27 protein-coding genes and 1 pseudogene are annotated in these 24,289 nt (G+C 39.9%); 11 read left to right on the top strand and 17 right to left on the bottom strand.

What is annotated here, in order from left to right; all coding sequences use genetic code 11:
* Positions 1-191: 191 nt before the first annotated feature.
* Both B9T34_RS03810 and B9T34_RS03815 read left to right on the top strand, forming a co-directional pair.
* Positions 192-629: pseudogene (locus tag B9T34_RS03810) on the top strand (DUF2147 domain-containing protein).
* Between the two features lie 227 nt (positions 630-856).
* Positions 857-2,272 (top strand): cryptochrome/photolyase family protein, encoded by a 1,416-nt coding sequence (locus tag B9T34_RS03815; RefSeq protein WP_086211846.1) that lies wholly within the window; start codon positions 857-859, stop codon positions 2,270-2,272.
* 60 nt (positions 2,273-2,332) lie between these two features.
* Here the strand turns inward: B9T34_RS03815 and B9T34_RS03820 are convergent, their stop codons facing one another.
* From B9T34_RS03820 to B9T34_RS03835, 4 genes are all read right to left on the bottom strand, one after another.
* Positions 2,333-2,557 (bottom strand): hypothetical protein, encoded by a 225-nt coding sequence (locus B9T34_RS03820; protein WP_086211847.1) that lies wholly within the window; start codon positions 2,555-2,557, stop codon positions 2,333-2,335.
* 314 nt (positions 2,558-2,871) lie between these two features.
* Positions 2,872-3,099, bottom strand: coding sequence for a hypothetical protein (locus B9T34_RS03825; protein ID WP_086211848.1), 228 nt, complete (start codon positions 3,097-3,099; stop codon positions 2,872-2,874).
* Positions 3,100-3,557: 458 nt separating this feature from the next.
* Positions 3,558-3,671: a hypothetical protein gene (locus tag B9T34_RS18985; protein ID WP_086211849.1), complete on the bottom strand. Its 114-nt coding sequence runs from the start codon at positions 3,669-3,671 to the stop codon at positions 3,558-3,560.
* A 343-nt stretch (positions 3,672-4,014) separates the two neighbouring features.
* On the bottom strand, positions 4,015-4,248 hold the full coding sequence (locus B9T34_RS03835) for a hypothetical protein (protein ID WP_086211850.1): 234 nt from the start codon (positions 4,246-4,248) through the stop codon (positions 4,015-4,017).
* A gap of 238 nt (positions 4,249-4,486) precedes the next feature.
* On the opposite strand from B9T34_RS03835, the gene B9T34_RS03840 reads away from it, so the two are divergent.
* Together B9T34_RS03840 and B9T34_RS03845 are read left to right on the top strand one after the other, a co-directional pair.
* A complete protein-coding gene (locus tag B9T34_RS03840; RefSeq protein WP_086211851.1) occupies positions 4,487-4,963 on the top strand; it encodes a CinA family protein in 477 nt (158 codons plus the stop codon).
* A 102-nt stretch (positions 4,964-5,065) separates the two neighbouring features.
* Entirely contained in the window at positions 5,066-5,698 is a 633-nt protein-coding gene (locus B9T34_RS03845; protein ID WP_086211852.1) for an aminotransferase, read from the top strand.
* Positions 5,699-5,760: 62 nt separating this feature from the next.
* Here B9T34_RS03845 and prpC read toward each other — a convergent pair whose 3' ends face one another.
* Both prpC and prpB read right to left on the bottom strand, forming a co-directional pair.
* The gene (gene prpC / locus B9T34_RS03850; RefSeq protein ID WP_086211853.1) at positions 5,761-6,897 is read right to left on the bottom strand and encodes a 2-methylcitrate synthase; all 1,137 of its coding nucleotides are present in this window, start codon (positions 6,895-6,897) and stop codon (positions 5,761-5,763) included.
* A 3-nt stretch (positions 6,898-6,900) separates the two neighbouring features.
* Positions 6,901-7,785 (bottom strand): methylisocitrate lyase, encoded by an 885-nt coding sequence (prpB, locus tag B9T34_RS03855; RefSeq protein ID WP_086211854.1) that lies wholly within the window; start codon positions 7,783-7,785, stop codon positions 6,901-6,903.
* A 233-nt stretch (positions 7,786-8,018) separates the two neighbouring features.
* On the opposite strand from prpB, the gene B9T34_RS03860 reads away from it, so the two are divergent.
* The 3 genes from B9T34_RS03860 to B9T34_RS03870 all read left to right on the top strand — a co-directional run bounded on the left by B9T34_RS03860 (position 8,019) and on the right by B9T34_RS03870 (position 10,262).
* Positions 8,019-8,669, top strand: coding sequence for a TetR/AcrR family transcriptional regulator (locus B9T34_RS03860; protein ID WP_086211855.1), 651 nt, complete (start codon positions 8,019-8,021; stop codon positions 8,667-8,669).
* Between the two features lie 114 nt (positions 8,670-8,783).
* A complete protein-coding gene (argF, locus tag B9T34_RS03865; RefSeq protein ID WP_086211856.1) occupies positions 8,784-9,698 on the top strand; it encodes an ornithine carbamoyltransferase in 915 nt (304 codons plus the stop codon).
* Positions 9,699-9,794: 96 nt separating this feature from the next.
* Positions 9,795-10,262: a hypothetical protein gene (locus B9T34_RS03870; RefSeq protein ID WP_086212052.1), complete on the top strand. Its 468-nt coding sequence runs from the start codon at positions 9,795-9,797 to the stop codon at positions 10,260-10,262.
* A 79-nt stretch (positions 10,263-10,341) separates the two neighbouring features.
* Here B9T34_RS03870 and B9T34_RS03875 read toward each other — a convergent pair whose 3' ends face one another.
* The 8 genes from B9T34_RS03875 to rpiA all read right to left on the bottom strand — a co-directional run bounded on the left by B9T34_RS03875 (position 10,342) and on the right by rpiA (position 17,480).
* Positions 10,342-10,695, bottom strand: coding sequence for a YnfA family protein (locus B9T34_RS03875; RefSeq protein WP_086212053.1), 354 nt, complete (start codon positions 10,693-10,695; stop codon positions 10,342-10,344).
* Positions 10,696-10,794: 99 nt separating this feature from the next.
* On the bottom strand, positions 10,795-13,071 hold the full coding sequence (clpA, locus tag B9T34_RS03880; RefSeq protein WP_086211857.1) for an ATP-dependent Clp protease ATP-binding subunit ClpA: 2,277 nt from the start codon (positions 13,069-13,071) through the stop codon (positions 10,795-10,797).
* 9 nt (positions 13,072-13,080) lie between these two features.
* Positions 13,081-13,494 carry an ATP-dependent Clp protease adapter ClpS gene (clpS, locus tag B9T34_RS03885; RefSeq protein ID WP_086211858.1) on the bottom strand — a complete coding sequence of 138 codons (414 nt, stop codon included), beginning with the start codon at positions 13,492-13,494 and terminating at the stop codon, positions 13,081-13,083.
* A 19-nt stretch (positions 13,495-13,513) separates the two neighbouring features.
* Positions 13,514-14,266 (bottom strand): DUF6776 family protein, encoded by a 753-nt coding sequence (locus B9T34_RS03890; RefSeq protein WP_086212054.1) that lies wholly within the window; start codon positions 14,264-14,266, stop codon positions 13,514-13,516.
* A gap of 79 nt (positions 14,267-14,345) precedes the next feature.
* On the bottom strand, positions 14,346-15,392 hold the full coding sequence (gene argC / locus B9T34_RS03895; RefSeq protein ID WP_086211859.1) for an N-acetyl-gamma-glutamyl-phosphate reductase: 1,047 nt from the start codon (positions 15,390-15,392) through the stop codon (positions 14,346-14,348).
* 190 nt (positions 15,393-15,582) lie between these two features.
* Positions 15,583-15,954 (bottom strand): hypothetical protein, encoded by a 372-nt coding sequence (locus tag B9T34_RS03900; RefSeq protein WP_086211860.1) that lies wholly within the window; start codon positions 15,952-15,954, stop codon positions 15,583-15,585.
* Between the two features lie 10 nt (positions 15,955-15,964).
* A complete protein-coding gene (locus B9T34_RS03905) occupies positions 15,965-16,645 on the bottom strand; it encodes a SprT family zinc-dependent metalloprotease (RefSeq protein WP_086211861.1) in 681 nt (226 codons plus the stop codon).
* A gap of 163 nt (positions 16,646-16,808) precedes the next feature.
* Positions 16,809-17,480 carry a ribose-5-phosphate isomerase RpiA gene (gene rpiA, locus B9T34_RS03910; protein ID WP_086211862.1) on the bottom strand — a complete coding sequence of 224 codons (672 nt, stop codon included), beginning with the start codon at positions 17,478-17,480 and terminating at the stop codon, positions 16,809-16,811.
* Positions 17,481-17,587: 107 nt separating this feature from the next.
* Here rpiA and ilvA point away from each other — a divergent pair, with 107 nt between their 5' ends.
* Both ilvA and B9T34_RS03920 read left to right on the top strand, forming a co-directional pair.
* Positions 17,588-19,126, top strand: a complete 1,539-nt coding sequence (gene ilvA, locus B9T34_RS03915) for a threonine ammonia-lyase, biosynthetic (protein WP_086211863.1) — start codon at positions 17,588-17,590, stop codon at positions 19,124-19,126.
* 106 nt (positions 19,127-19,232) lie between these two features.
* Positions 19,233-19,655 (top strand): hypothetical protein, encoded by a 423-nt coding sequence (locus B9T34_RS03920; RefSeq protein WP_086211864.1) that lies wholly within the window; start codon positions 19,233-19,235, stop codon positions 19,653-19,655.
* Positions 19,656-19,687: 32 nt separating this feature from the next.
* Here the strand turns inward: B9T34_RS03920 and B9T34_RS03925 are convergent, their stop codons facing one another.
* Together B9T34_RS03925 and B9T34_RS03930 are read right to left on the bottom strand one after the other, a co-directional pair.
* A complete protein-coding gene (locus B9T34_RS03925) occupies positions 19,688-20,233 on the bottom strand; it encodes a hypothetical protein (protein WP_086211865.1) in 546 nt (181 codons plus the stop codon).
* Positions 20,234-20,356: 123 nt separating this feature from the next.
* Positions 20,357-20,857, bottom strand: a complete 501-nt coding sequence (locus tag B9T34_RS03930; protein WP_086211866.1) for a hypothetical protein — start codon at positions 20,855-20,857, stop codon at positions 20,357-20,359.
* A gap of 177 nt (positions 20,858-21,034) precedes the next feature.
* Here B9T34_RS03930 and B9T34_RS03935 point away from each other — a divergent pair, with 177 nt between their 5' ends.
* Both B9T34_RS03935 and B9T34_RS03940 read left to right on the top strand, forming a co-directional pair.
* Positions 21,035-21,691, top strand: a complete 657-nt coding sequence (locus B9T34_RS03935; RefSeq protein WP_086211867.1) for a potassium channel family protein — start codon at positions 21,035-21,037, stop codon at positions 21,689-21,691.
* Positions 21,688-23,040, top strand: coding sequence for a TrkH family potassium uptake protein (locus B9T34_RS03940; protein ID WP_086211868.1), 1,353 nt, complete (start codon positions 21,688-21,690; stop codon positions 23,038-23,040). Before B9T34_RS03935 ends, B9T34_RS03940 begins: the two co-directional genes overlap by 4 nt.
* 84 nt (positions 23,041-23,124) lie before the next feature.
* Here the strand turns inward: B9T34_RS03940 and B9T34_RS03945 are convergent, their stop codons facing one another.
* Positions 23,125-24,279 carry a phospholipase A gene (locus B9T34_RS03945; protein ID WP_086211869.1) on the bottom strand — a complete coding sequence of 385 codons (1,155 nt, stop codon included), beginning with the start codon at positions 24,277-24,279 and terminating at the stop codon, positions 23,125-23,127.
* Positions 24,280-24,289 lie beyond the last annotated feature (10 nt).

The following is a 24,289-nucleotide window of genomic DNA, read 5'->3' on the forward strand; positions in this document are numbered from 1 at the left end:
ATTCGCTAGACATGATGAAGAATGGAAAACTTCCGCTTAATCTTTGTTCACACAAGTACATGACAAATTCATATTAAAGCCTACTTTAATTTGCATTATGACGGTGAACTTAGCGTTAAACTGCAAAACTGAAATTAAATCTGTAGTTAAGGCGTGCAACCATTCAATTAAAGGATTGAGGACAGATGATGATAAAAACAACACTCAGTGTCATTGGGCTTTCACTAATTTCTACTTTGGCGCTTGCTGCCGATCCGCTCCATGGCACCAAATGGAAAACGATTGATGACAAGACGAAGAAACCGCTTTCGGTTGTGCAATTTACCGAAACATCAAAAGGCGTACTCTCTGCCAAAATTGTTGATGTTTTAGAAGCATCAGAACAAGCCAAATGTAGTAAATGAGAAGGTAAGTTTCATAACAAATCTCTGAAAGGCCTCCAAATTGTGTCCGGCTTAAAAAATACCGATGCAAATATTTATGATCACGGTAAAATTACTGATCCCAAAAACGGCAAAACTTACAGCTTTAATGCCAAACTTTCACCGGATGGCAAAACGCTCAGCGGCCGCGGCTATATTGGTATTTCTGCACTGGGCCGAAGCCAAACCTGGGTTCGTGCAAATTAATTAAATTTCAGCACACATCAATATTTAAAAAGAAGCAGCTTCAGCTGCTTCTTTTTCTTCGCAGTGGGTTTATTTTTTATAAATTGGTTAAATCAAGTTCATCCATAAAGCCTGTTTAAAAGACAGACCACTGTATTCATATGCTAAGAAATTGAAAAAAGAAAAACTATCTTTCAGATCTTTTCAGTATATGCTCTATGTTTTCCACTGCTTTCAGGCCTCAAGCAATGCAGCTCATATGGTTTAGACAAGACTTACGCACAACTGACCATTCAGCCTTATGGCATGCCGCTCAAGCTGGCCCATGCATTGCTATTGCGATAATCTCACCTGAACAAGAAAAACTGCATGATGATGCATCTGTAAAAATTCAATTTTATTTACGCCAACTACACTGTCTGAAGCAACAGCTGAATGAGCTGAATATTCCGCTGATTATTCAGCAAGTTCCGCTTTGGCAAGATATTCCCCAACATTTAACACAGCTGTGCAAACTGCTGAGTATTGAATGCTTGCATGCCAATATTGAAACAGGTGCAAATGAGGAACTCAGAGATCATCAACTGCAGCAGCTTTTAGCCCAGCATCATATTTCATTTAAACAATACACAGACCGCAGTATTTTCCCTTTGGGTTCGGTCCTGAATAAAACCCAACAACCCTACCAAGTTTTTGGCGCTTTTAAAAAACAATGTTATGAACGCCTAAGCATTCAATTGCCGGCATGCTTCCCAATACTCGAAAAACAGGCAAAGATAGATTCACCTTTATTCATTAGTCTTGCACAAGTGGATTTATCACAACTGATTCAGAATGATCACATCCAGCAGCTTTGGCCCATAAATGAAAAATCTGCAGTGGAACAGCTCAATCAGTTTATAAGACAAGACTTAAACACCTATAAAGAACAGCGCGATTTTCCAAATATTGACGGCACCAGTACACTTTCGCCCTATTTAAATATAGGCATGATTTCTATCAGGCAATGTTTAGATGCACTGTTTCCGCATGGATTTTTTAAGATCGAACATTCTGGCCAGCAAACTTGGCTCGATGAATTGCTTTGGCGCGAATTTTATCAGCACATTTTGCATCTATTCCCAAAAGTTTCAAAACATCTGCCATTTAAAAGCAGTACAGAACAGCTGCAATGGCGCTCTAGTTCAACTGATTTAACAGCCTGGCAACAGGGACTCACAGGAATACCCATTGTAGATGCTGGGATGCGTCAGCTGATGCAAACAGGCTGGATGCATAATAGGGTGAGAATGATCTGCGCAATGTTCCTAAGTAAAAACTTGCTGATCGATTGGCGCTTAGGTGAGAAATGGTTTATGCAGCATCTAATAGACGGAGATTTAGCTGCCAATAACGGCGGATGGCAATGGTGCGCTTCTACTGGCACGGATGCTGTGCCCTATTTCCGTATTTTCAATCCAATCAGCCAATCGTTAAAATTTGATCCGAATGGTGAATATATCCGTACGTGGCTGCCTGAACTGTCTCATTTAGAGACAAAACGTATTCATGACCCTTACGCTAAATATCCTGATGATATGCAGCTTGATTATCCAAGACCCATCGTTGACTTAAAAGCCTCTAGAACACGTGCAATACAAGCCTTTAAAGCGCTAAATGAATAAGCGCTAAGAGTGGCTAAATGCATAGACATTTAGCTCTGTTTTATTCAATAGCTGACAAAATCACTTCAATTCAAAATAGTTTTTCTCGGTTACAATTTTAACTTTAAGCCCTTTGTAGTAGCGAATCATGGGGTCTTTCTGATCTTTTGTAATTTTGTCAGCAAACTTCTCTTCACTCATTAAACGCGCATAGGTCTTATAGCCAACAAGCAGTGACTTGGCTTCATGCCCCTGCTTCTTTAAATCATCAATTTTCTTATTTACATCTTTAATGCTGTAATTCATGACTCTTCAATACTGAACTCTAAAATTCACTTTTATCAGTTTTATATGACAATACGCTTACAAATGATTTTTTTAATCATTAAATTAAAATGCAATGTCAAAACATGCAGCATAAATGCGGTTTATAATTCAAATAAAGCCAATACATCTTATTATCATATAATGTCTATTTTTAAATCACATTAATTGAATACAATTAACGTTATTTATATTTTTTTAAAAAAATGCAACAAATAAATTTACAGTAGTTTTTAAATATTATTTTTTAAATGATAAATAAAATAAAAGCCCGGAACGGGCTTTTATTTTAACAATTATTTTGCTGTAGCTTCACTTGCTGACGAGCCTTCTTGCTCTAGTGGCGCCGCATCAATCATATCTTCACTCACTTCAATGGATGTAACTGCAGATGACTCTGCCACTGTTGGAGCAGATGCTTCAGTTGCCGCAGGTGTTTGTTCTTCTTGTTTTTTACCGCACGCCGTTAAGCCTAGTGATACTGCTGTAACTAAAAGAATAAGTCCTAATTTTAGGTTTTTCATAACTACGTCCATCTAAGGTTTTTAAAATTTACCCATTGTAGACAATTTTTCCCAAATCTGGGAGTACTGATTGTATGTGTTTGTAATTTTTTTATTTGAATGCTTTTATTATAATAAATTCAAAAAATCATTATAATAAAAAAATTGTTATATGAATTTAATTTTAAATATAGAAACAACACACAATATCAAATTATATATATTCAAATAAACCACCAAACACAATATAATAATATTATATTCAATAATAAAAAAAGCGTAAATAAAATATATTTTTAAATTTCATTCAAACCTTTTTTTCACAATAAAACACCCTAATCAAGATTAAACAAAATCTGATCACCATTATCAGAACAGTGTAGACTCAGCAACCAAATCTTATAATAAAAAAAAGAGCAATATCAATGAAATATTGCTCTTTTTCTCTGGCTACTGTCGCTAAGTCCCACAACTAAATTTTATGCAGGATTGATTACATAAAAATATGTAAGCAAAAACACTAATAACACTATTGAAAGCGCTAAATATGTACCAACAGTATTAAAACTCTTAATAAATTTTAAAATATCCATGATCACGCACCACCAAATAACGCGAAAATTATAAATCAATTTTTTTTTAACTTCTTACTTAAGATCACATTCTAAAAACTAATTATACAAAATGATCACAAAACAAATACAAAAAGATTTTTTAATGATCAAATCGTATCAATTTCAAAACATGACACATTTTTAAGCATCTTGAGTTATTTCAGACATTAATTTAATAATTTTATATTCTAGATACTGTATCAATTTATTAAGAATTCTTAATAAAGTGTAGCAAGCACACATAAATTATTGTTTTTATGAGTAATATTTCACACACATTAAAAAAGCCTTCAAAATGAAGGCTTTTTTGCTGATTTTCGGCTTATTGGGCAGCGACAACTTTAACAATAATTGTTTGCGAATCTTCCTGCTCTTCAGCCAAATACAGGCGTTTTAATTCTTTACTTTTAACTTTAAATTTATGGTTCTGGTAGCTAATTTCTGCTGGAATATGATCAAAATACTGACCATCAGCATCCAACTCTTCTTGGAACAAAGGCGTTCCCAACTGGTAGTCCAAACTTTTTAATACGACGTATTTTACCGTTGTTTTCATTTTGATCTCCTATATCTCTAAAGCACTTTATTTTTAGTTTTACCACTGATTAGCATGGGATAAAACCTTTATTTTCTCATTTTAGTGCACTAAACAGCCAACTAGATAGAGCTCCAGACAGCTATCATTATTCAAGGTAAAACATCTTCGAACATGATATAAAAACTCTATACATCCACTGCCTCCCGATACATAAGCTGCACTTTGACACTCTAGAATTAACAATATTAGGCATATTATGATTTTAAAACACTGCTGTGATGCCCTTGAAAAAAATGCTCTCAAAATAGCTTTTATTGAAAGCGCGAGTTCCGGCTATCTTTCAAGTCAGTTTTCAATTTATAAGAACAGCGGCGCAGACATTTTGCTTGGCGGGCTTGTCAGCTATGATCCAAGTATTAAGGTTTCAATTTTAAAAGTGCCTGCAAGTCTAATTGAACTTTACACTGCCGAATCAGCTGAAATCACTCAAGCCATGGCTGAGCATGGAAAAAAGCTATTTCCTGAAGCGGACTTTATCGTTTCCTGCACAGGCCTGCTCAAGCCTGGCGGCAGTGCTACGGCTGAAAAACCTGAAGGTACTTTCTATATTTGCATTTTATATAAAAATCAATACAGTAATTTTCGCTACTTTTTAGAAGGCAGCCCTGTAGAACGTCTGGATCAACTTACGACTTTAACAGCCAAAGAAGTGTTAGCCTTGATACAAACATAGTATTAGTCATGCGGCTTAACGCACATTAATAATAATTTTTAACAAGCCACACGCCCTATATCCTTTATATTATAGATAACAAAGCAATATTGGACTTTTGCTATGCTGTTTTCCAAAAGACTAATGTTTACTGTCACGCTTCTTTGCTCTTCACTGAGTGCTTATGCAACGGTGGGCGGACCCCAGCATATTGAAGTACTGGGTTTAGATAAAAAAGACCAAAAGATATACCTATTACGCCATTTTGAAGATGGCCGCGGACGCTTGCCTCAACTTTATTATTATCAATTAAACAGCAAGCAGCCCATGCAGCTGATTATTGTTCGTTCACTCTATATCAATCCCTCAACCAAAAGAATTGATTATGATCAAGAGCCTACCCGATTCAACAAGGATATTGCTCAAATTAAGCAAAGGTTAGTTAAGCTCCAACCGATTCATACCAGCAATGCCTCTATTCAATTAATCACAACTTTAAATGGAAATGCGCCTTCTTGGTACGACCCAAAAGAAAGTATAGATAAGTGGTCTTATCAATATCGGATTAAAAGCAGCAGATATACCAGTCAAATTCAGTCAGCTGTAAGCTATAAAGAAGGTTTGAAAATTTCAGCTGTGTATCAAGTGCCTCAGTTGCCTTATCGGCTTGTAAATATCAAATATCTTGGCATCCCATTTGAAAATGGCTATACCCTAGAAGACCCAGTTTTACTCAAGAATGCACCTAAGAAATAGCCTCATATTAAAAAGCCTCCGAAGAGGCTTTTTATTTAATTCTATTTGATAGAGCCGAGATATTAAGCAGCAGTACGTTCTGCAATGGGTACAACTTTGCGAAGTTCTGGACCCGTATAATCTGCACTTGGACGGATAATGCGGTTGTCTGCACGCTGCTCCATTACATGCGCAGCCCAGCCAGTAACACGCGACATCACAAAGATTGGCGTGAATAATTTGGTTGCAATGTCCATGAAGTGATAAGCCGATGCATGGAAGAAGTCTGCGTTGCAGAAAAGTTTCTTCTCACGCCACATCACTTCTTCACAGCGCACAGATACTGGGTAAAGCACTGTATCACCCACATCTTTCGCTAAACGCTCAGACCAAATTTTAATAATGCCGTTTCGCGGATCATTATCTTTATAAATCGCATGGCCAAAGCCCATGATTTTTTCTTTACGCTCAAGCTTGCCTAGCATTTCACGCTCGGCTTCTTCTTGAGACGTCCAATTTTCTATCATTTCCATGGCTGCTTCATTTGCACCGCCATGCAATGGGCCGCGCAGGGAGCCAATCGCGCCAGTAATGCACGAATGCATATCTGAAAGTGTTGAAGCACATACTCGCGCTGTAAATGTCGAAGCATTAAATTCATGCTCTGCATAAAGGATCAACGAAACATTCATCACTTGTTCATGCAGTTCATTTGGCTTTTCACCGCGTAATAAATGCAGGAATTGCGCACCGATTGAATCGTCATCAGTATTTTCTTCAACACGCACACCATCATGGCTGAAACGGTACCAATAGCAAATGATCGCAGGAAGTGTTGCCAAGATTCGATCTGCAACATCTTGCTGTTCAGCAAAAGTTTTTTCTGTTTCAAGGTTACCTAACATTGAAACACCTGTGCGCATCACATCCATAGGATGCGAATCTGCAGGAATGCGTTCTAAAACTTCTTTTAAGGCCTGCGGCAATTGGCGAAGTGATTTGAGTTTCGCTTTATATCCAGCCAATTGCTCAGCTGTTGGCAATTCGCCAAAAAAAATTAAATAAGCGACTTCTTCAAACTGGCAATTTTCTGCCAAATCCTGAACGTCATAGCCACGGTAGGTTAATCCTGCGCCGCTTTTGCCAACTGTAGAAAGTGCAGTTTTACCCGCAACTTGTCCGCGCAATCCTGCGCCTGTGAGTACTTTTCCTTCAGCCATTTTTTATTTTCCTTCAGTGAAGAGTTTGTCTAATGTATTTTCAAAGGTGTGATAATCAAGAAATTCATATAATTCTTTACGCTGCTGCATTTTATCCAGCACATTCACTTGTGTGCCATCTTTACGGATAGAATGCATCACTTCTAAAGCTGCTTTTTGCATTGCGCGTGTCGCAGAAAGCGGATACAGCACCATGCTGATTCCCTGTTCGCCCAATTCATCCACCGTGTAATAAGGCGTGTCGCCAAATTCTGTAATATTTGCCAATACAGGCACACCTACCGCATCACACACGGTGCGGTACATCGTAATATCCGTCATGGCTTCAGCAAAAATGGCATCTGCACCTGCTTCTACGCACGCGCAAGCACGGTCAATTACAGCTTGTAAGCCTTCTTTTTGCAAAGCATCTGTACGCGCCATCACCACAAAATTTGAATCCGTCTTAGCATCAACCGCAGATTTAATGCGGTCTACCATTTCCTGCTGAGACACAATTTCTTTGTTTGGACGATGGCCGCAGCGCTTTTGCGCAACCTGATCTTCAATATGAACAGCTGCAGCACCTGCAGCAATCATTTGCTTAACGCTGCGCGCGATGTTAAATGCACCGCCCCAGCCTGTATCAATATCCACTAACAGCGGTGTGTCTACTCGTTCTGTAATACGGCGGACATCTTCTAAAACGTTATCCAGACTGGTCATACCCAAATCAGGTAAGCCATAAGAATAGTTTGCGACACCGGCACCCGAAACATAAATGGCTTTGTAACCCACCTGTTTGGCCATCATTGCTGCATAAGCATTGACTGTACCGATGATTTGTAATGGTTTTTCCACTTCCAGTGCTTGTCTAAATCTTAAACCTGCAGACGTTTGTTCTGTCATATTCCTTTCCACAGCGGTTCTTTATTTGTTGAGGCTTGAGTATAACCATAAATATTTTGCCTGCTATGACCCTTTAGATTTTTTACTCTAAAACTTTAGTCAAACATTTATTAAATATATAATATTATTTCGTTACAGCATAATCTTCCCCGCCTGCAGCAGACTGAACAAAGTTGCGCGAAGCTTTGCTATAATTAAGAAAGTTTAAAAGATTGGATAATGTCATTTCCTATATGCAAGATTTAGCTCAGTTAGAACCCATTGCACGTGATTTACCGCAAACCAAACGCGGTCATGAACGATGCGTAGCGCTTTTAGAAAGTGCGGCTGAACTGTTTCTGGAACATGGCTATGATGCGGTATCCTTAGACGATATCGTCAATCATGCAGGCGGCTCTAAAGCCTCTATTTATAAATATTTCGGCAATAAAGAAGGCTTGTTTAAGGCAATTTGCGACTATCGCCGTGATCAATTCTTTAAAGACATCTGCATGCCGTTTAATCCCGATCTTTTAGATTTCCGCAACTACTTAATTCAAACGCTGATCAATTTTCAACAACATTTAAATCAGCCCGAAAAAGCCGCTTTTATGCGCTTAGTTTTGGAGCAGAGTCAGCGCAATCCTGAAATTGCACGCCATATTCATGAACATGGGCCAAAAGAAATTCAAATGGCCATTGCAAAAGCTTTAGAGACTGCACATAACAAAGGTCTTCTGATTTGTGCCAACCCAATTTTTTCGGCCCAATTCTATTTTGGCATCCTGCGCAATATTGAATGGAAAGTTTTAATGGGCTTGCCAGTTGAAGATTCCGATCAAGAAAACATCAATTACATAAGTTATTGCGTAGATCGCTTCTTAGATGGCCATCAAAAGCCATAGAATTTTTGCAATTTTGCGTAAATTTGGTATAGAGTATTCGATTCCCTTTTTCACTTAACCAACCAACAACTAATTGTTGTTTATTTTTCATTCAGCAATTATTGTGGAGTAATCATGGCTCTGCGTCATTTTCTAACTTTACGCGATTTATCGACTTTAGAACTTAACCAAATTGTGCAGCGCGGTATCGAGCTGAAGCGCAAACAGCACAGCAACGAAGTATTCCAGCCTTTCGTTGGTAAAGTGATGGGCATGATTTTTGAAAAATCGAGCACCCGAACACGCGTATCGTTTGAAGCAGGCATGAGCCAGTTTGGCGGCAGCGCAATTTTCCTTTCTTCGCGCGACACTCAGTTAGGCCGCGGCGAACCAATTGAAGATTCAGCACGTGTGATTTCAAGCATGCTTGATATTGTGATGATCCGTACTTTTGGCCACGACATCGTAGAACGCTTTGCCTCTTACTCTAAAGTTCCAGTGATTAATGCACTGACTGATGACCACCACCCTTGCCAATTGTTAGCTGACGTTCAAACTTTTGTTGAACATCGCGGTTCAATCGAAGGTAAAACTGTCGCTTGGATTGGTGATGGTAACAATATGTGCAACTCATATATTGAAGCTGCACACATGTGGGGTTTTAAACTTAAAATTGCGTCGCCTAAAGGCTATGAACCTAAAGCACAATTTCTTTCAGAATTCGCGCACTGTGTTGAGCTGGTAAACTCAGCTGAAGATGCAGCTGTAAATGCAGACCTCATCGTTACTGACGTTTGGGCAAGCATGGGCCAAGAAGAAGAACAAAAAATCCGTGAAAAAGCATTTGCTGATTATCAAGTTAATGAACGCCTTATGGATCTTGCGCACCCAGATTGCTTATTTATGCACTGCTTGCCAGCGCACCGCGGTGAAGAAATTTCAGAAAACATGCTAGATCATAAAAATGCTGTGGTTTGGGATGAAGCAGAAAACCGCCTGCATGCTCAAAAAGCTTTAGTCGAATTCTTGATCAATGAAAACCTTAAATAAGACTAAGTAATTAGTACTAAAAAAGCACCAGAAGGTGCTTTTTTTTTGCCAGTATGGATATAATCAAAACCATAATTTTAATAAGTGATTGGTTTTATGCTTTTAAGACATCTTGGTTTTGGCTTTATCCTGCTTTGTACTGCTATACAGGTTCAGGCAACAGAGTTTGATCAATATCTTCAATCAAAGAACATTATTGATGAACGATATAAAATTCAGCAGGCAGAAACCTTAAATGAAATACTTTCGGTATTAAGCGCGGAAGACTCTAGAACACTGCCACTTGAAATTGATCACAATACCATTATTGAACAATTGAACTTATATGCAGACCACACAGATCTAAAAGGCATCATCACAACGCCAGACTTTGCGCAATTTGAACAGGATTTAGGTCACAAACAAGTCGAGAAATTAATTAAAAAAAATTTGGTGCAAAACTGCAATATTTTCTTTGAGCATGAATATCAGCGCAGTAATCCTTATAGCATCAAACTGCAGCTGAGTTCTGAAAGCAAAAATTATGTTATTGAATTAAAGCAAAAGAACTGCAAAGTAAAATAATTCATCATAAATAATCAAATATTGCTGCAGCTGGGAAAATCACTGCAGCAAGATCTAAATAAATTGGTTTAAACAGCGCTTAACGCAGCAGTCCTTGCGGCTGCACAATAATAATCGCAGCGCCAATCAAGACAACTGCACCGCCCAATACATCCCAGCGGCTTAAACTGATTTGATCAACAAAACGCAGCCACATCAGTGCAGTAACTATATAAATCCCCCCATATGCCGCATAAATACGGCCAGATGCAGCAGGATGCAAAGTAAGTAGCCAAACAAATGCCGCCAAAGCAAAAACTGTTGGAACCCACAACCACTGCGACTTCGCCTGATTTAAAATCAAATATGGGAAATAACAGCCTAAAATTTCCATCACAGCCGTGAGGAAAAATAATAAAAAAGTGCTTAAAACTTTTGTAATCTGAATATCCATCATCTACTACATATACCTAAGCATTTAAAACCATTTATAAAACTTGTTAGCAAAAAATAACCCGTGAATACACGGGTTATTTTTTATAATCGAAAATCTTTAAGCTGGTTCAGCTGTTTGATCTTCAAAAACTTCCAATTTCAAACCTACAGCTTTGCCATTTTCCTTTTTCACAGAAACAGCAACATTGCCGCCATGTTCTGCCAGCTCACCAAACAGAATCATTTCAGCAAGCGGTTTCTTCAAGTGTTCTTGAATCAAACGCTGCATAGGACGTGCACCCATTAAGCGGTCATAGCCATTTTCTGCCATCCATTCACGTGCAGATTGATCCACTTCAAGAATGACTTTTTTATCATCGAGTTGCGCTTGAAGTTCTGTTAAGAACTTATCAACCACATTTTCAATGACTGTCGTAGGCAATGCTTTGAACTGAATTACGCTATCTAAGCGGTTACGGAATTCAGGCGAGAATGCTTTTTTCATTGCATCCTGATTGTCTTTACTGTTGTCCTGCTCCATAAAACCAATACTGATGCGTGAAATACTTTCTGCGCCAATATTTGTGGTTAGTACTAAAACAACATTACGGAAATCAGATTTACGGCCATTATTATCCGTTAAAGAGCCATGATCCATAATTTGCAGCAACAGATTAAACACATCTGGATGCGCTTTTTCAATTTCATCTAGAAGCAAGACACAATGCGGGTTTTTATGAATCGCATCTGTCAATAAACCGCCTTGATCAAACCCGACATAGCCTGGAGGCGCACCGATTAAACGTGATACGGCGTGGCGCTCCATGTATTCCGACATGTCGAAACGGACCAATTCTACACCCAGCAATTTTGCCAGCTGTTTAGTCACTTCTGTTTTACCCACACCTGTAGGACCTGCAAATACAAAGCTGCCGACAGGCTTATCTGGCGATTTAAGACCTGCACGAGACAGTTTAATCGCAGAACCTAGGGCTTCAATAGCCTCGTCTTGTCCAAAGACAACACGTTTTAAATCACGTTCTAGATTTTCCAGTACTGTTTTATCATCTTTAGATACTGTTTTTGGCGGAATGCGTGCAATCTTAGAAACAATATCTTCAATATTTTCAACAGTAATAGCTGTATCATCCTGCTCTGCTTTTAAGCGGCGCTGAGCACCTGCTTCATCAATCACATCAATGGCTTTATCTGGCAAAAAACGGTCATTAATGAATTTTGCAGAAAGCTCTACAGCTGAAACCAAAGCTTGATCGTCATATTTAACATGATGGAAGTCTTCAAACTTCGATTTCAAACCGCGTAGAATATCAATTGTTTCAGAAATTGAAGGCTCATTCACATCAACCTTTTGGAAGCGGCGTGAAAGTGCATGATCTTTTTCAAAAACCTGACGATATTCTTGGAATGTGGTTGAGCCGATGCAACGCAAACTGCCGTTGGCCAAAGCTGGCTTAATCAGATTCGAAGCATCCATTGTGCTGCCCATGCTTGAGCCAGCACCAATGATCATGTGAATTTCATCAATAAATAACACTGCTTCAGGTTTTTTCTTCAGCGCGTTCAACAATTGTTTTAAACGCTTTTCAAAATCACCACGGTATTTTGTACCTGCAACCAATGCACCAATATCAAGGCTATATACTTCAGCATTTTCTAATGGTTTTGGTGCTTTGCCGTTCACAATCAGCCAAGCCAAACCTTCAGCAATTGATGTTTTACCTACACCTGGATCACCCACAAGCAATGGGTTATTTTTACGGCGTCGGCAAAGAATCTGTGCGGCACGTTCAATTTCTTTTTCACGGCCAATTAAAGGATCCGTTTTACCCTTTTGAGCTTCGGCATTTAAGTTGGTCGTATACAGCTCCAGAGGACCTGCATTGGCAGATGATGCAGTTTCACCATCCAGCTCTTCTATTTCTTCTTCCTGCGGCGCTTCGTCTTTGCGTGTGCCGTGTGAAAGGTATTGAGTTAAAGTCAGTCGGTTAATTTGATGACGTTTCAACAGATACACTGCAAATGAATCGCGCTCTGAGTACATTGCGACCAAGATATCTGCGCCTTCTACGGTGCGGTCGCTACCGCTAGACTGCACATGGAAAATTGCGCGCTGCAAAATACGGTCAAAGCTTTCAGTTGGATGCGGCGCTTGGTCGCTGTTTTCACCAAGCTTCGGTGTATGCTGTTCTACGTATTCTTCTAGTTCTTTGCGAAGTACGATAATGTCTGCCCCGCATGCTTTTAACGCATTCACAGCAGAGTCGTTATCGAGTAAAGCCAATAATAAATGTTCTACCGTCAGAAACTCATGTCTCTTTTGACGAGCCATGCTGACAGCCAAACGTAATGATACTTCTAATTGACGACTGAGCATGCAACCCCCTTAATCTTTTGGCTCAATCTGGCAAAGCAATGGATGACCTTGAGACCGAGCATAATTATTGACTTGGTTCGCTTTAGTCTCCGCAATGTCCCGCGGATAGACGCCTGCTACACCTTTTCCTTCATAATGTACAGTTAGCATTACTTGAGTGGCTTGGTCAAGATTCAAAGCAAAGTATTGTTGTAAAATTTCTATTACAAAGTCCATTGGGGTGTAATCATCGTTCATTAAAACGACAGCATACATAGGCGGACGTTTCAATTCTGGACGCGCAGTCATTACAGTAGTGTCAGCATCCCCATCCTCATGCGTTTCACTGGCTAAGCGCGGACTCACGTGCCAATCCACGATTCCAGTTTGATAAAATGAGTCTTTAATGTCTGATAGACAAGTTTGGCGCTTATTGCTTCGCATATGATTTTTGTTTCACACTTCAGTTTGAGTTTGCTTCAGTTTGTGGAATTTCTGAGAGAAACGAGGATTGACTATCAACTGCTGGCCCTTTTGCCCAGCTGAAACGGCGTACAACCTGCTTGCCGGCGCTGTTTAAACGCACTTCAATAAAGTTTGGACTAAAACCTTTAGGCATAGTCCAGCGGCCTGTTAAGCGCTCTGTATTTTCAAAATTGAAGTTTTTATCATCCATAGGAACAGTCATAACTTCTGTTCCTTGGATTAAACGAATTTCAACACTGCCCGCTGCTTGGCTTTTGCTCGGACTCACTTGCATTAAATCCAGCTGATATTCAAAAGCATTATCAGGCAAAGGTTTGATCGCAATATGCTGCACTGCCAAGGCTATACCGCCGCGCTGACGCAGCACTTCACGGTACAAAATACCGACATTTTCTGCTTGAGCCTGTGCATTTCGGGCATTATTTACTTCAGTAAATAAATCATTTGAATTGCTGACGGCAATATCTCGCTCCTGAACAGCCGTATTCAGGCTTTTGTTCAGCACCGCCAACTCAGACTTTTGCTTCTGCACCACTTCGACCAGCTGTTCTGCATCTGCATCATAACCCACTACTGTCAGACCTTGGCGGTGACCTACCGTGTATCCCAGCAATCCACTGCTTAGGATTAAAACCGCAGCGCCAATGGCCAGCGGCATATTGGTCTGCATAAACGGTTTCTTATCGCCGCCGTCTTGCTGTGAAGTGATTTCTGAATCTGAATTTTGCATCATCATCTCTTATTTTTGATTTATTCAAAGCACACATTTAAATCGAAATCTAAATGTGTGTGAAGCATTTAAACGTTTCTTATGGTAATAAACCAATGCCTTGCAGGCCAGCATCTTCTGCAAAACCGAACATCAAGTTCATATTTTGTACGGCTTGACCGGCAGCGCCTTTCACCAAGTTATCTTGCGCTGCAAGAATGACCAACTTTTTCGGCTGTGGTTTATAAAGTGCAATACGTAATTGATTAGCACCACGTACAGAACGAGTTTCTGGAGAGCTGCCCGCTGGCATCACATCTACAAAAGCTTCATTTGCATAGAATTCTTCATACAGGCTTTGCAAGTCAGCTGCAGCGCCTGCTTCAGTCAAATCAATATAAATTGTACTGAGCATGCCGCGGATCATCGGAACCAAATGCGGTACGAATAAAATCTCGTTAAATACACCTTTTTGACCTGAAATATTTTCCAAAGCTTCAACAATTTCAGGATGATGACGGTGACCCGCTACACCATAAGCTTTGAAGTTATCTGCATTTTCTGAATAGATCATGCCAAGGCTGGCTTTGCGACCTGCACCAGAAACTCCTGATTTTGCATCAATGATAATGCTTTCAGGTTTTACTAATCCTTCAGCTTTTAAAACTGGCGCTAAACCAAGCTGCACAGTTGTTGGATAGCAGCCTGGGTTACCAATCACGTTGGCTTGTTTGATTTTGTCACGGTTTAATTCTGATAAACCATAAACTGAATTTTTTAATAGCTCTGGACATGCATGGTCTTGGCCATACCATTTTTCAAACTGTTCTAAATCTTGCAAGCGGAAGTCTGCAGCTAGGTCAATTACTTTGGTATTTGCAGCGACCAATTCTTCTGCATGCTTCATTGCTACACCGTGCGGAGTCGCAAAAAATACAACGTCGCATTTTTTTAGTTCATCAATGTTCAGGTCTGAATATTGAAGATCGGTATGGCCGCGCAGGCTTGGGAACATGTCATCGACACGGCGCCCATTTTCAGTACGTGATGTCAGAACTTTTACTTCTGCATTTGGGTGTCGCAGTAAAATACGCAGTAATTCAACACCTGTGTAACCTGTACCGCCGACAATACCTACTGAAATCACGCTCTTTACCTCTATTCAAAGTATCCATTTGATGACTGCGTAGTATGACAGGAAGTTACGGTTTTCTGAACTGTTTTGCTTGGGTTTATTTCTTCATAAACGGTAAATTTATAAAAAAACAACAGTGCTTCATAAACTGCTTCAAGCTAGGATTACAGAAACTAAGTAGCGATTAGTAAATATAAGTTATCTAGTCAAAATAAAGTTTAATACGATCTACCTTTAAACTAATTATTTTATTGTCTAAATACCCGTATTCACTTAATAGAATTTCATCTTTAAAAAAGATATCTCCTACTGATAAAGTTTCGTTATTTAACATCCCAATAATTTCATAAGCAAAAGACTGATCAATTTTTCTAAATTGAGGTGAGTTATCTGTTATCTCGGGCACATACTCATCAAATATTTCATATTCTAATTCAACATGATAAACACTATTAACGTTGAAAACAAAATTATAATCACTACAAAAAACGTTTAATATTTTTCCATCAACTTCAATCCAAAGTGATTCTTCCACATGCTCATCTTGAGACAGTATTTTAATTTTATAACTCATTTGTATACCTCTATTTTTCCAGCCACCACCAAGGCATTGGCGTCATTTTTAGTATTTTCCGATGTTGCTGAAAATTAACATCATGTTTTTGAACCTCCGCCCAAAAGTTTGAACTGTGGTCAAAGTGCTTGGTATGCGCCAACTCATGTACGGCCACATATCGTGCAATTTCCAATGGAAACAACACCAATCCACTGTTCAGCATAATGTCATGTTTAGCAGAGCAGCTACCCCAACGGGTTTTGGGCTGACGTACTGCACATTGATTAAATCTTAGACCTGTCTCACTGCTCAGCTTTTTTAAATACGATGGTAAATATGCCTTTGCATAAGCAATGACAAAAGACTTTAAATAGCTTTCAGGCTGACGGTCACTAATAAAAAGTTGATGATTTTCCTCATCAAAGATGAATGAATGTTTTTGAACTTTATAAACAATGCTTAAAGGCTGTTCTAAATTAAATAGTTTTAATTTTTCAGGCAAACTTCGATCCTGCAACCCTGCTTTTTCCTGCTGCTTCTGCCATGTTTCAATCATCCATTGTTCGGATTGCTTCAAAAAATCTTGTACTTGGCGCTGAGTACAAAACTGCGGCACAGTTAATTTAATTTGCGTCGGCTCTACACGCAGTCTTAGGCGTGTTGCACGTAATTTTCGGGTGATTTGAATTTCAGGAAGGTTTGGGGTCATTTATTCTATAATCGTATTATGAAGCTTATTGTTCCCTCTCCTTTCAGGAGAGGGTTAGGGAGAGGTTGATTAATCCCCTCATCCTAACCTTCTCCCAGAGGGAGAAGGAACTTTCAATATAAATTCAATTAAACTTTTGATAGAACTATATTGAATCAACAAATTAAACCGCAGTACGCTCTTCAATACCGTTATCGGTTGCAACAATAGCAATATCCGCTTTATTCAAAGCAAAGATACCGTTACACACCACACCCGGAATATTATTTAAAGTTTTTTCAAGTTCTAGTGCATTCAAGATATTCAAGTTATAAACATCTAAAATCACGTTACCGTTATCCGTTACCACGCCTTCACGGTACACAGGGTCACCGCCTAAAGAGACAATTTTACGCGCCACAGCAGAACGCGCCATTGGAATCACTTCTACAGGCAGCGGAAATTCACGCGCTAACTGATCGACCCATTTAGAATCATCGACGATACAAACGAATTTTTTCGCAATAGATGCAACAATTTTTTCACGAGTCAGCGCCGCACCGCCACCCTTGATCATATGCATGTGACGGTCAATTTCGTCAGCGCCGTCTACATAAGCATCTAAGCCGCCAACATGGTTCATATCGACCACTTCAATGCCTAATTTTTTTAAACGCTGCGCAGTTGCTTCAGAACTGGCAACAGCTGCTTCCAATTGAAGCTCTGGCAATAATTCAATGAGGAAGTTTACTGTACTTCCTGTACCTACACCCAAAATACCGCCCTTCGGCAAATGTTTCAAAGCAGCTTTAGCAGCAGCTTGTTTTTTTTCATCTTGGGTAGCATACAGACTCATATCTTGGCTCAACTATTTTTTGACATTTGCCGCTGATTTAACAGCCCAAATGTACTGGTGTTTGTTACAATGAATGCCTATTTTAAACTGTTAGATGGAAAATTAACATGCTGTCTCGTTTGGTTCGACAAATATTACAGGCAACAGTCTACGACGTTGCAATCGAAACCCCACTCGAAGCAGCGCCACGAATTAGTGAAAAACTAAACAATAACATTCGCTTCAAACGCGAAGATTTGCAACCTGTCTTTTCCTTCAAGCTGCGCGGCGCATATAACCGCATCAGCCAATTACCGAAATCTCAGTTGGAACGTGGCGTTATTACAGCTTCTGCAGGTAACCATGCTCAGGGTGTGGCTCTATCTGGCAAAAAGTTGGGTATTCGCGCCATTATTGTTATGCCAAAAACTACTCCTGATATTAAAGTTCAAGCAGTTAAACGCTTAGGCGGAGAAGTTGTTCTGCATGGCGATTCTTTTGACGTAGCCAATAAATATGCGATCGCGCGCGCTCAAGAAGAAGGCATGTCATTTATTCCGCCGTATGATGATGAATTGGTCATGGCTGGACAAGGCACTATTGCCAATGAGATTTTGCGTCAATGGCGTGATGTGGAATATGTTTTTGTTGCAGTCGGCGGCGGCGGCTTAATTGCTGGTGTTGCAGCTTATTTAGGCGATGTTGCACCGCATGTTAAAGTTATTCCAGTTGAATATGACGAATCTGCATGTTTAAAAGCAGCCTTTGAAGCCGGTGAGCGTGTGATCTTGCCTTCTGTCGGCCTATTTGCCGATGGTACGGCGGTTGCGCAAATTGGTGAAAAACCATTTGAAGTGATTCAGCTGCAAAAATCAGATAACTCTGGCCCAATTGTTGAGCGTGAAGTTGTACTGGTAAATACCGATGAAATCTGCGCAGCCATTAAAGATACTTTTGACGAATGCCGCAGTATTGTAGAACCGTCTGGTGCAATGGCATTGGCTGGCATTAAAAAATATGCTGCTGAACATGGCTTAGAAGACAAAAACATGGTGTCGATTGTATGCGGCGCCAATATGAACTTTGACCGCCTGCGCTACATTGCAGAACGTACTGAATTGGGCGAACGCAAAGAAGCCATTTTTGCAGTGACAATTCCAGAAGAAAAAGGTTCATTCTTAAAATTCTGCCGTGCATTGCAAGGCCGCAACATCACCGAGTTTAACTACCGCGCCAGCGATGCTTCTGCAGCGCAAGTCTTTGTCGGCATTAGCTTAAAAGGCGGGGAAAAAGAACGTCATGAAATTTTTGAGACCCTAAAATTCCAATATGATGTAGACGATCTTTCTGATGATGAAGTGGCTAAACTGCATATCCGCTATTTAATCGGCGGCCACGCAGACATTGAAAATGAACGCTTATTCCGCGTGGAATTCCCAGAACGTCCGGGCGCACTGCTGACTTTCTTAGAACGTCTAGGCCCTACGCATAACATTACCCTGTTCCATTACCGTAATCACGGCGCAGCCGAAGGCCGCGTATTGGTGGGTATGGAAGCAACTGATGCTAAGCAAAACCCGGACGGTTTAATCGAAACATTGGAAAGCATTACTTATCCATATGCGGAAATTACCAACAACTTGGGTTATCAGCGTTTCTTAAAATAAGCACTGAATCCTAAATTTTTTTAAAATAGCCTGTTACCTTAACAGGCTATTTTTTTTGCAACACTCAAAGCATAATCAATAAAATTCAAAAATAAGATCTTTAACAATGAAATCTTGGCTTAAATTTATTTTTATTCCGCTTATCAGCTACTTATTAATCAATACATTATTGTATTTAACTGGCGAGACAGCTCTCTACATACAAGCAAAAGAATCTTTAATCGCACGCTCTTTACTCCTTACAGGATTGCTATTTTTAAACGCTATTCCTATTTATCTCATGCTGAAGCTCGCACCTAAAGCGCCTTATATTTCCACGTTTATTTATATGGGTATATTATTGTGCGCCATGACTGCAATACGCAATCAAAGTGCAGATTCTTTAATGCTAGTTGAAGCTAAGACTGCTTATTTTGTGTCTTTTATTACAGCCGTGACTATGCTGTTCTATTTCTTTTTTAAAGATGAGCGATTTAAGCCCAAATACGGCATTAAAAATATACAGGGCACACCCTCGTCTAAAAGTTAAAATTGTATAAATCAAAAAACTGAACACCGCTCTTAAATCATTTTAGAACACTGCGAAAATGTATAGTGATGTATTGCGATATCCTCCGCTTTAAACTGCTTTTCAAACCTTTTTAAAAATTTATGCAGTTTTTCTGCATCCTGATGCACGGCAAGCCAATAGTATTGCTCTGCGCAGATCAGCAGCAGCTCATATTTATATGTGCTCAGTTCTTGATAAATGGCATTCAGTATAATTTCAGCAAGCTGCTCCTGCACATTGTAATATTTGCCTAAGAGCTGTTTTGATTTTTCATAATGGGTATAAATCGGCTGAGTCTGCTTAACAATATCATGATGCATTTGCACCGTATCTATCTGCAGATCCTGCAATACAGCACTTCTTGCAAGATCAGCTTCAGTAAACTCCAGCGGATCAAAAGTCATTATAAATGAGCGTTCATCCTGTTCTTTCTTCTCGGACAATAGCCACAAACTCAACTGTTCAAAGCTGCGGCGATTTTTTGACTTTGGAATTTTGCGTGTTTGCAGCTCCGGATACCATGACTGCAGCCATTGATAGATCTTTTTATCATCCATGCGATTGTCTTCTATTCAATTATTTTTCTATTGCTGCACTTCAAGCAGAGCGCTGCGAATGCATCTCATACATTCTAAAAAAATAATTTGAATAAAATATGACAGCTCACAAAAATCAACTGCCTAATCTATTAAAACCATGGGCTCTTCATTGCCAAAAATCGCATTAAAATTAGTGATAATACAATCGATCAGCTCTTCGTTATTGGGCACCAATAACCAATAGGGATTTTCCTGCTCAATCACTAAAAGGGCTAGATCATATGGCTCTATAAATAATTTAATATTGTTGAAAATTACGTTATAGGTAAACTCAAAATCATATGCATGCGCAGGTTCGGGGTCCATCTCTTGATCGCTTTCTTCATACATCTCAAAAAAAGTGCTCATTTCTGCATCAATTTGATTGTTCAATTCATCTAAATCAATTTGCAGCTGCTGCAGCCGATGACATTCACGAATGCCATTTTGCCGATAATCCATCATATTTAACTGCTGCAAATTGGCATAAAACTGATTGAGCCACTGTGTTAAACCCTCAAAATTATCTTGCTCTTCAGGCAGTTCTGCATCCTTAAGCTCTGGAAAAGCCACTTGCAGCGCCTGATATAATGTTTTGTGCATATCAATACTCCGATTGGATTTTTTTATTCCAATAAGCTTTTGTTATATATAATTTTGTAAGCTTAATAGCTGGAATTTCTATTAACCGATAAACTATCTCAATTACAGCATAGATGAACAATTGTTCATTTTATAGCCAATATTCGTTAATAAATACAACATTCGCAGGAATTTAATATGGCGCAGTTTGCAGTCATTGGTCTAGGCAGTTTTGGCGCGACCGTTGCCACTGAATTAGTTGGCCTTAAACATGATGTGATAGGCATAGACAGCAATAAAAAATTTGTAGAAAACATTTCTGACCAGCTAACGCATGCCGTCATAGCAGATGCAACCGATGAGCATGTATTAAGCGAATTGAACATTCAAAAATGTGAAGCGGTTGTGGTCGCCATTGGCGAAGATATTGAAGCCAGTATTTTATGTGTGCTGCATCTTAAAAATTTAGGCATGAATAAGATTTGGGTTAAAGCCAAGTCTAAAGCGCATCATATGATTTTGACCCATTTAGGTGTCGATAAAATTATCCACCCTGAAGAAGATATGGGTGTGCGCATAGCGCAATCGCTGAGCTACCCTATGGTTAGCCGCTATATGGTGCTGGAAGATGACCACTATATTGTTAAAGTACAGTTGAAGGAAGCACAGCAAGGTTTGCGTTTTCATCAGCTGGTGGAGCATGTGCCGGAAATCAAAACACTGCTGCATAAACGTGGGAAAGAAATTTTATTCAGCATAGACCCGAATATGATCCTGCAAAAAGATGATATTTTAGTGGTTGAGGGATTGCTTGAACCATTACGCCGCTTATCCAAACAGTTTAAAACCGTATGAAAAGACTGCAAAACAAACTTCATAATAAAAAACATGGAACCATTAACCTAAGCCCTCCCAGCCTATTGGCTTTGGGTTTTTTAGGCTTGATCCTGATAGGCTCACTGCTGCTCAAGCTGCCTTTTGCGCATCATGGTGAGCTGTCTTGGCTAAATGCTGTCTTTACTTCAACCTCAGCCGTTACCATTACAGGACTTTCTGTTGTCAATGTCGGCGAAGCTTACACCGTATTTGGCAAGCTCGTCATCATGTTTTTACTGCAATGCGGCGGTTTGGGCTTTATGAGTTTTGCCATATTGGCCGTGATGAGCCTCTCCCCACAGCTGGGTTTAAAACAGCAAATTATGGCGCAGGAAACCATTGGTCAAACCAGCTTAAAAAAAGTCACATTTACCATCAAAAGTGTTTTTCTGTATTCGCTATTTTTTGAAGCCCTTGGCACAGTCATTTTAACCATTGCATGGCTGGAAGATTACAACTTTGCGCAAGCCTTTTTCTATGCTGCTTTTTACAGTGTATCGGCATTCAATAACGGCGGATTTTCACTGTTCCCCAATAGTTTAATGAGCTTTGCAGATCAATACGTGATTACCGTCACTATCAGCGCCCTTTATATTATTGGCGGTGTTGGCTTCTTGGTCTTAATGGATATTAAGCGCAATAAGAGCTGGAAAAGGCTTAGTCCCAACAGCAAATTAATTTTATCCGCCATCACTGGACTCAATCTGATTGCTTTTGTGATCATCTGGTGTTTGGAAGCCAACAACCCTATGACTCTTGCACCAATGAGCATTGGCGATCAAGCGATTAATGCATGGTTCCATGCAACAGTGCCCCGCTCATCTGGATTTAATAGCCTGCCTATGGATCAGCTCACAGACGCCAGTTCACTGATTACCATGATGCTGATGATTATTGGCGGCGGATCACTGAGTACTGCAGGCGGCATTAAAGTCGGAACTTTCATTATTGTGGTTTTAAGCGTCATTAGTTTCTTGCGCCGTGAAGATGAAGTCCGCGTGTTTAATCATTCTGTTCCTGAAAAAACCACATTTAAAGCGCTGGCTGTTATTTTTATTACCGTCACTCTTATTTTTGTCGGCTTTTTGAGCTTGCTGATTATAGAGCCGAATAAGGGCTTTCTAGACTTACTGTTTGAAGCAGTTTCCGCAGCCTGTACTGTTGGCTTGTCACGCGGCATAACTGGAGAGTTGCAGCCAGCCAGCTTAGTCATCTTAATGATGCTGATGTTTGCAGGAAGATTAGGTCCGCTGACCTTAGCCTACTTAATTGCCACACCTAAGAAAAGCCGCTTGAAGCATCCTCCTTCAGAAATCCAAATCGGTTAAAAACACTTCTCCATTCTAAAATGCTATAGAGAAATATCCGTCCATAAAAAACCGCGCAAATGCGCGGTTTTTTATTTACTGGTTTTAGAACCAATTTAACAGTGATACACCTAGACCGACATACGTCGCACGGTGGTTATAGTCAATCAAGCTTTCGCCATAACCATCAAACAGCTGGAACTGACCGCGCAGCTTGCCGCTGATTGGGAAAGTCCAGTCAAACTGCACAGCGCCGTGAGAATCTTCACCGCCTTTTAAAGAATGACGCAGCATTAAGCTGAAATCGTGTTCTTTATAGCGGTAAAAAGCCGTTAAATCACCGCGGCCCACATAATCTGTAATATCAGGGTTATTATCATCCGGTAAATCTTCTTCCAAACGATACCAAGGGCGCAGCATCAGAGCAAAATTGTCTTTTTCAAAGCCTAAATTCAAAATCACGCGGTTCCAGCTGCGCGACAGCGGGTCTGAACGTCCGTTAGACTGATGGTTAAACGTCAGTCCCAGCATACGCCAATTTAAGCCCAGCAATTCATAATTGGTGCGGAAAACCAAACTAGCTTCAGGTTCGTAATTGGTTTCACGGAAAGGACGTGACTCCTCTTCGTTATACACTTGCCAGCGAGAAGATTGCGTGTAGCCAACCCAAATGTCCCCATTGTCACCAAACAAGTTTTCGACTGCTTTAGTTTTTAAAGACAGCTGGAATTTAGCTTCCATAGACTTTAAATTTTGAGCTTCATCAGCTTGTACAACATTTACAGGATTTGGACTAGATGGCCGTTCGTTTTTATCCGAAGTCCAAAAACCAGGCAATAAATAAACCGGCTTGTAGGTGCGGACATTCCACGTGCCCAGTTTACTTTCTGGCGATAGCTCCCAGCGGCTGTCCAATAAAGATAAGTTTGGATTTAAGTTTGGCGCTTCTACTGCGAACAAATGCTCTGAAAAAGCATTGCTGACCTTTTCTTTCAGCGTTGGCTTTTCTATTGTCTCAGGTTTAATTTCCTGAGCAGCCTGACGTTCTGAAACCAGCTGCGGTTTAACTTCTTCTGGAATCTTAAATACTGCGTCATAACATGCTAGACGATCCGCATTCGAAGTTAAAGCCACACAAGCTTCAGCTGTCGCAGGCTGAGCTGTTAATTCTGAAGTTTGTGCATACGCCCCAGCAGCAGTCATTGAGCCAAGCAAAATGCTCAGCTGCAATGTTGTACGCTCAAAAGAATTGAACGCCATACTCACCTCT

Source organism: Acinetobacter sp. ANC 3813 (assembly GCF_002135435.1).
GTDB lineage: Bacteria > Pseudomonadota > Gammaproteobacteria > Pseudomonadales > Moraxellaceae > Acinetobacter.

Excerpts from the sequence above, each read along its gene's own strand:
- B9T34_RS03815 (WP_086211846.1), top strand. The coding sequence starts at position 857 with ATGCAGCTCATATGGTTTAGACAAGACTTACGCACAACTGACCATTCA.
- B9T34_RS03820 (WP_086211847.1), bottom strand. The coding sequence starts at position 2,557 with ATGAATTACAGCATTAAAGATGTAAATAAGAAAATTGATGATTTAAAG.
- B9T34_RS03825 (WP_086211848.1), bottom strand. The coding sequence starts at position 3,099 with ATGAAAAACCTAAAATTAGGACTTATTCTTTTAGTTACAGCAGTATCA.
- B9T34_RS18985 (WP_086211849.1), bottom strand. The coding sequence starts at position 3,671 with ATGGATATTTTAAAATTTATTAAGAGTTTTAATACTGTTGGTACATAT.
- B9T34_RS03835 (WP_086211850.1), bottom strand. The coding sequence starts at position 4,248 with ATGAAAACAACGGTAAAATACGTCGTATTAAAAAGTTTGGACTACCAG.
- B9T34_RS03840 (WP_086211851.1), top strand. The coding sequence starts at position 4,487 with ATGATTTTAAAACACTGCTGTGATGCCCTTGAAAAAAATGCTCTCAAA.
- B9T34_RS03845 (WP_086211852.1), top strand. The coding sequence starts at position 5,066 with ATGCTGTTTTCCAAAAGACTAATGTTTACTGTCACGCTTCTTTGCTCT.
- prpC (WP_086211853.1), bottom strand. The coding sequence starts at position 6,897 with ATGGCTGAAGGAAAAGTACTCACAGGCGCAGGATTGCGCGGACAAGTT.
- prpB (WP_086211854.1), bottom strand. The coding sequence starts at position 7,785 with ATGACAGAACAAACGTCTGCAGGTTTAAGATTTAGACAAGCACTGGAA.
- B9T34_RS03860 (WP_086211855.1), top strand. The coding sequence starts at position 8,019 with ATGCAAGATTTAGCTCAGTTAGAACCCATTGCACGTGATTTACCGCAA.
- argF (WP_086211856.1), top strand. The coding sequence starts at position 8,784 with ATGGCTCTGCGTCATTTTCTAACTTTACGCGATTTATCGACTTTAGAA.
- B9T34_RS03870 (WP_086212052.1), top strand. The coding sequence starts at position 9,795 with ATGCTTTTAAGACATCTTGGTTTTGGCTTTATCCTGCTTTGTACTGCT.
- B9T34_RS03875 (WP_086212053.1), bottom strand. The coding sequence starts at position 10,695 with ATGGATATTCAGATTACAAAAGTTTTAAGCACTTTTTTATTATTTTTC.
- clpA (WP_086211857.1), bottom strand. The coding sequence starts at position 13,071 with ATGCTCAGTCGTCAATTAGAAGTATCATTACGTTTGGCTGTCAGCATG.
- clpS (WP_086211858.1), bottom strand. The coding sequence starts at position 13,494 with ATGCGAAGCAATAAGCGCCAAACTTGTCTATCAGACATTAAAGACTCA.
- B9T34_RS03890 (WP_086212054.1), bottom strand. The coding sequence starts at position 14,266 with ATGCAAAATTCAGATTCAGAAATCACTTCACAGCAAGACGGCGGCGAT.
- B9T34_RS03900 (WP_086211860.1), bottom strand. The coding sequence starts at position 15,954 with ATGAGTTATAAAATTAAAATACTGTCTCAAGATGAGCATGTGGAAGAA.
- B9T34_RS03905 (WP_086211861.1), bottom strand. The coding sequence starts at position 16,645 with ATGACCCCAAACCTTCCTGAAATTCAAATCACCCGAAAATTACGTGCA.
- rpiA (WP_086211862.1), bottom strand. The coding sequence starts at position 17,480 with ATGAGTCTGTATGCTACCCAAGATGAAAAAAAACAAGCTGCTGCTAAA.
- ilvA (WP_086211863.1), top strand. The coding sequence starts at position 17,588 with ATGCTGTCTCGTTTGGTTCGACAAATATTACAGGCAACAGTCTACGAC.
- B9T34_RS03920 (WP_086211864.1), top strand. The coding sequence starts at position 19,233 with ATGAAATCTTGGCTTAAATTTATTTTTATTCCGCTTATCAGCTACTTA.
- B9T34_RS03925 (WP_086211865.1), bottom strand. The coding sequence starts at position 20,233 with ATGGATGATAAAAAGATCTATCAATGGCTGCAGTCATGGTATCCGGAG.
- B9T34_RS03930 (WP_086211866.1), bottom strand. The coding sequence starts at position 20,857 with ATGCACAAAACATTATATCAGGCGCTGCAAGTGGCTTTTCCAGAGCTT.
- B9T34_RS03935 (WP_086211867.1), top strand. The coding sequence starts at position 21,035 with ATGGCGCAGTTTGCAGTCATTGGTCTAGGCAGTTTTGGCGCGACCGTT.
- B9T34_RS03940 (WP_086211868.1), top strand. The coding sequence starts at position 21,688 with ATGAAAAGACTGCAAAACAAACTTCATAATAAAAAACATGGAACCATT.
- B9T34_RS03945 (WP_086211869.1), bottom strand. The coding sequence starts at position 24,279 with ATGGCGTTCAATTCTTTTGAGCGTACAACATTGCAGCTGAGCATTTTG.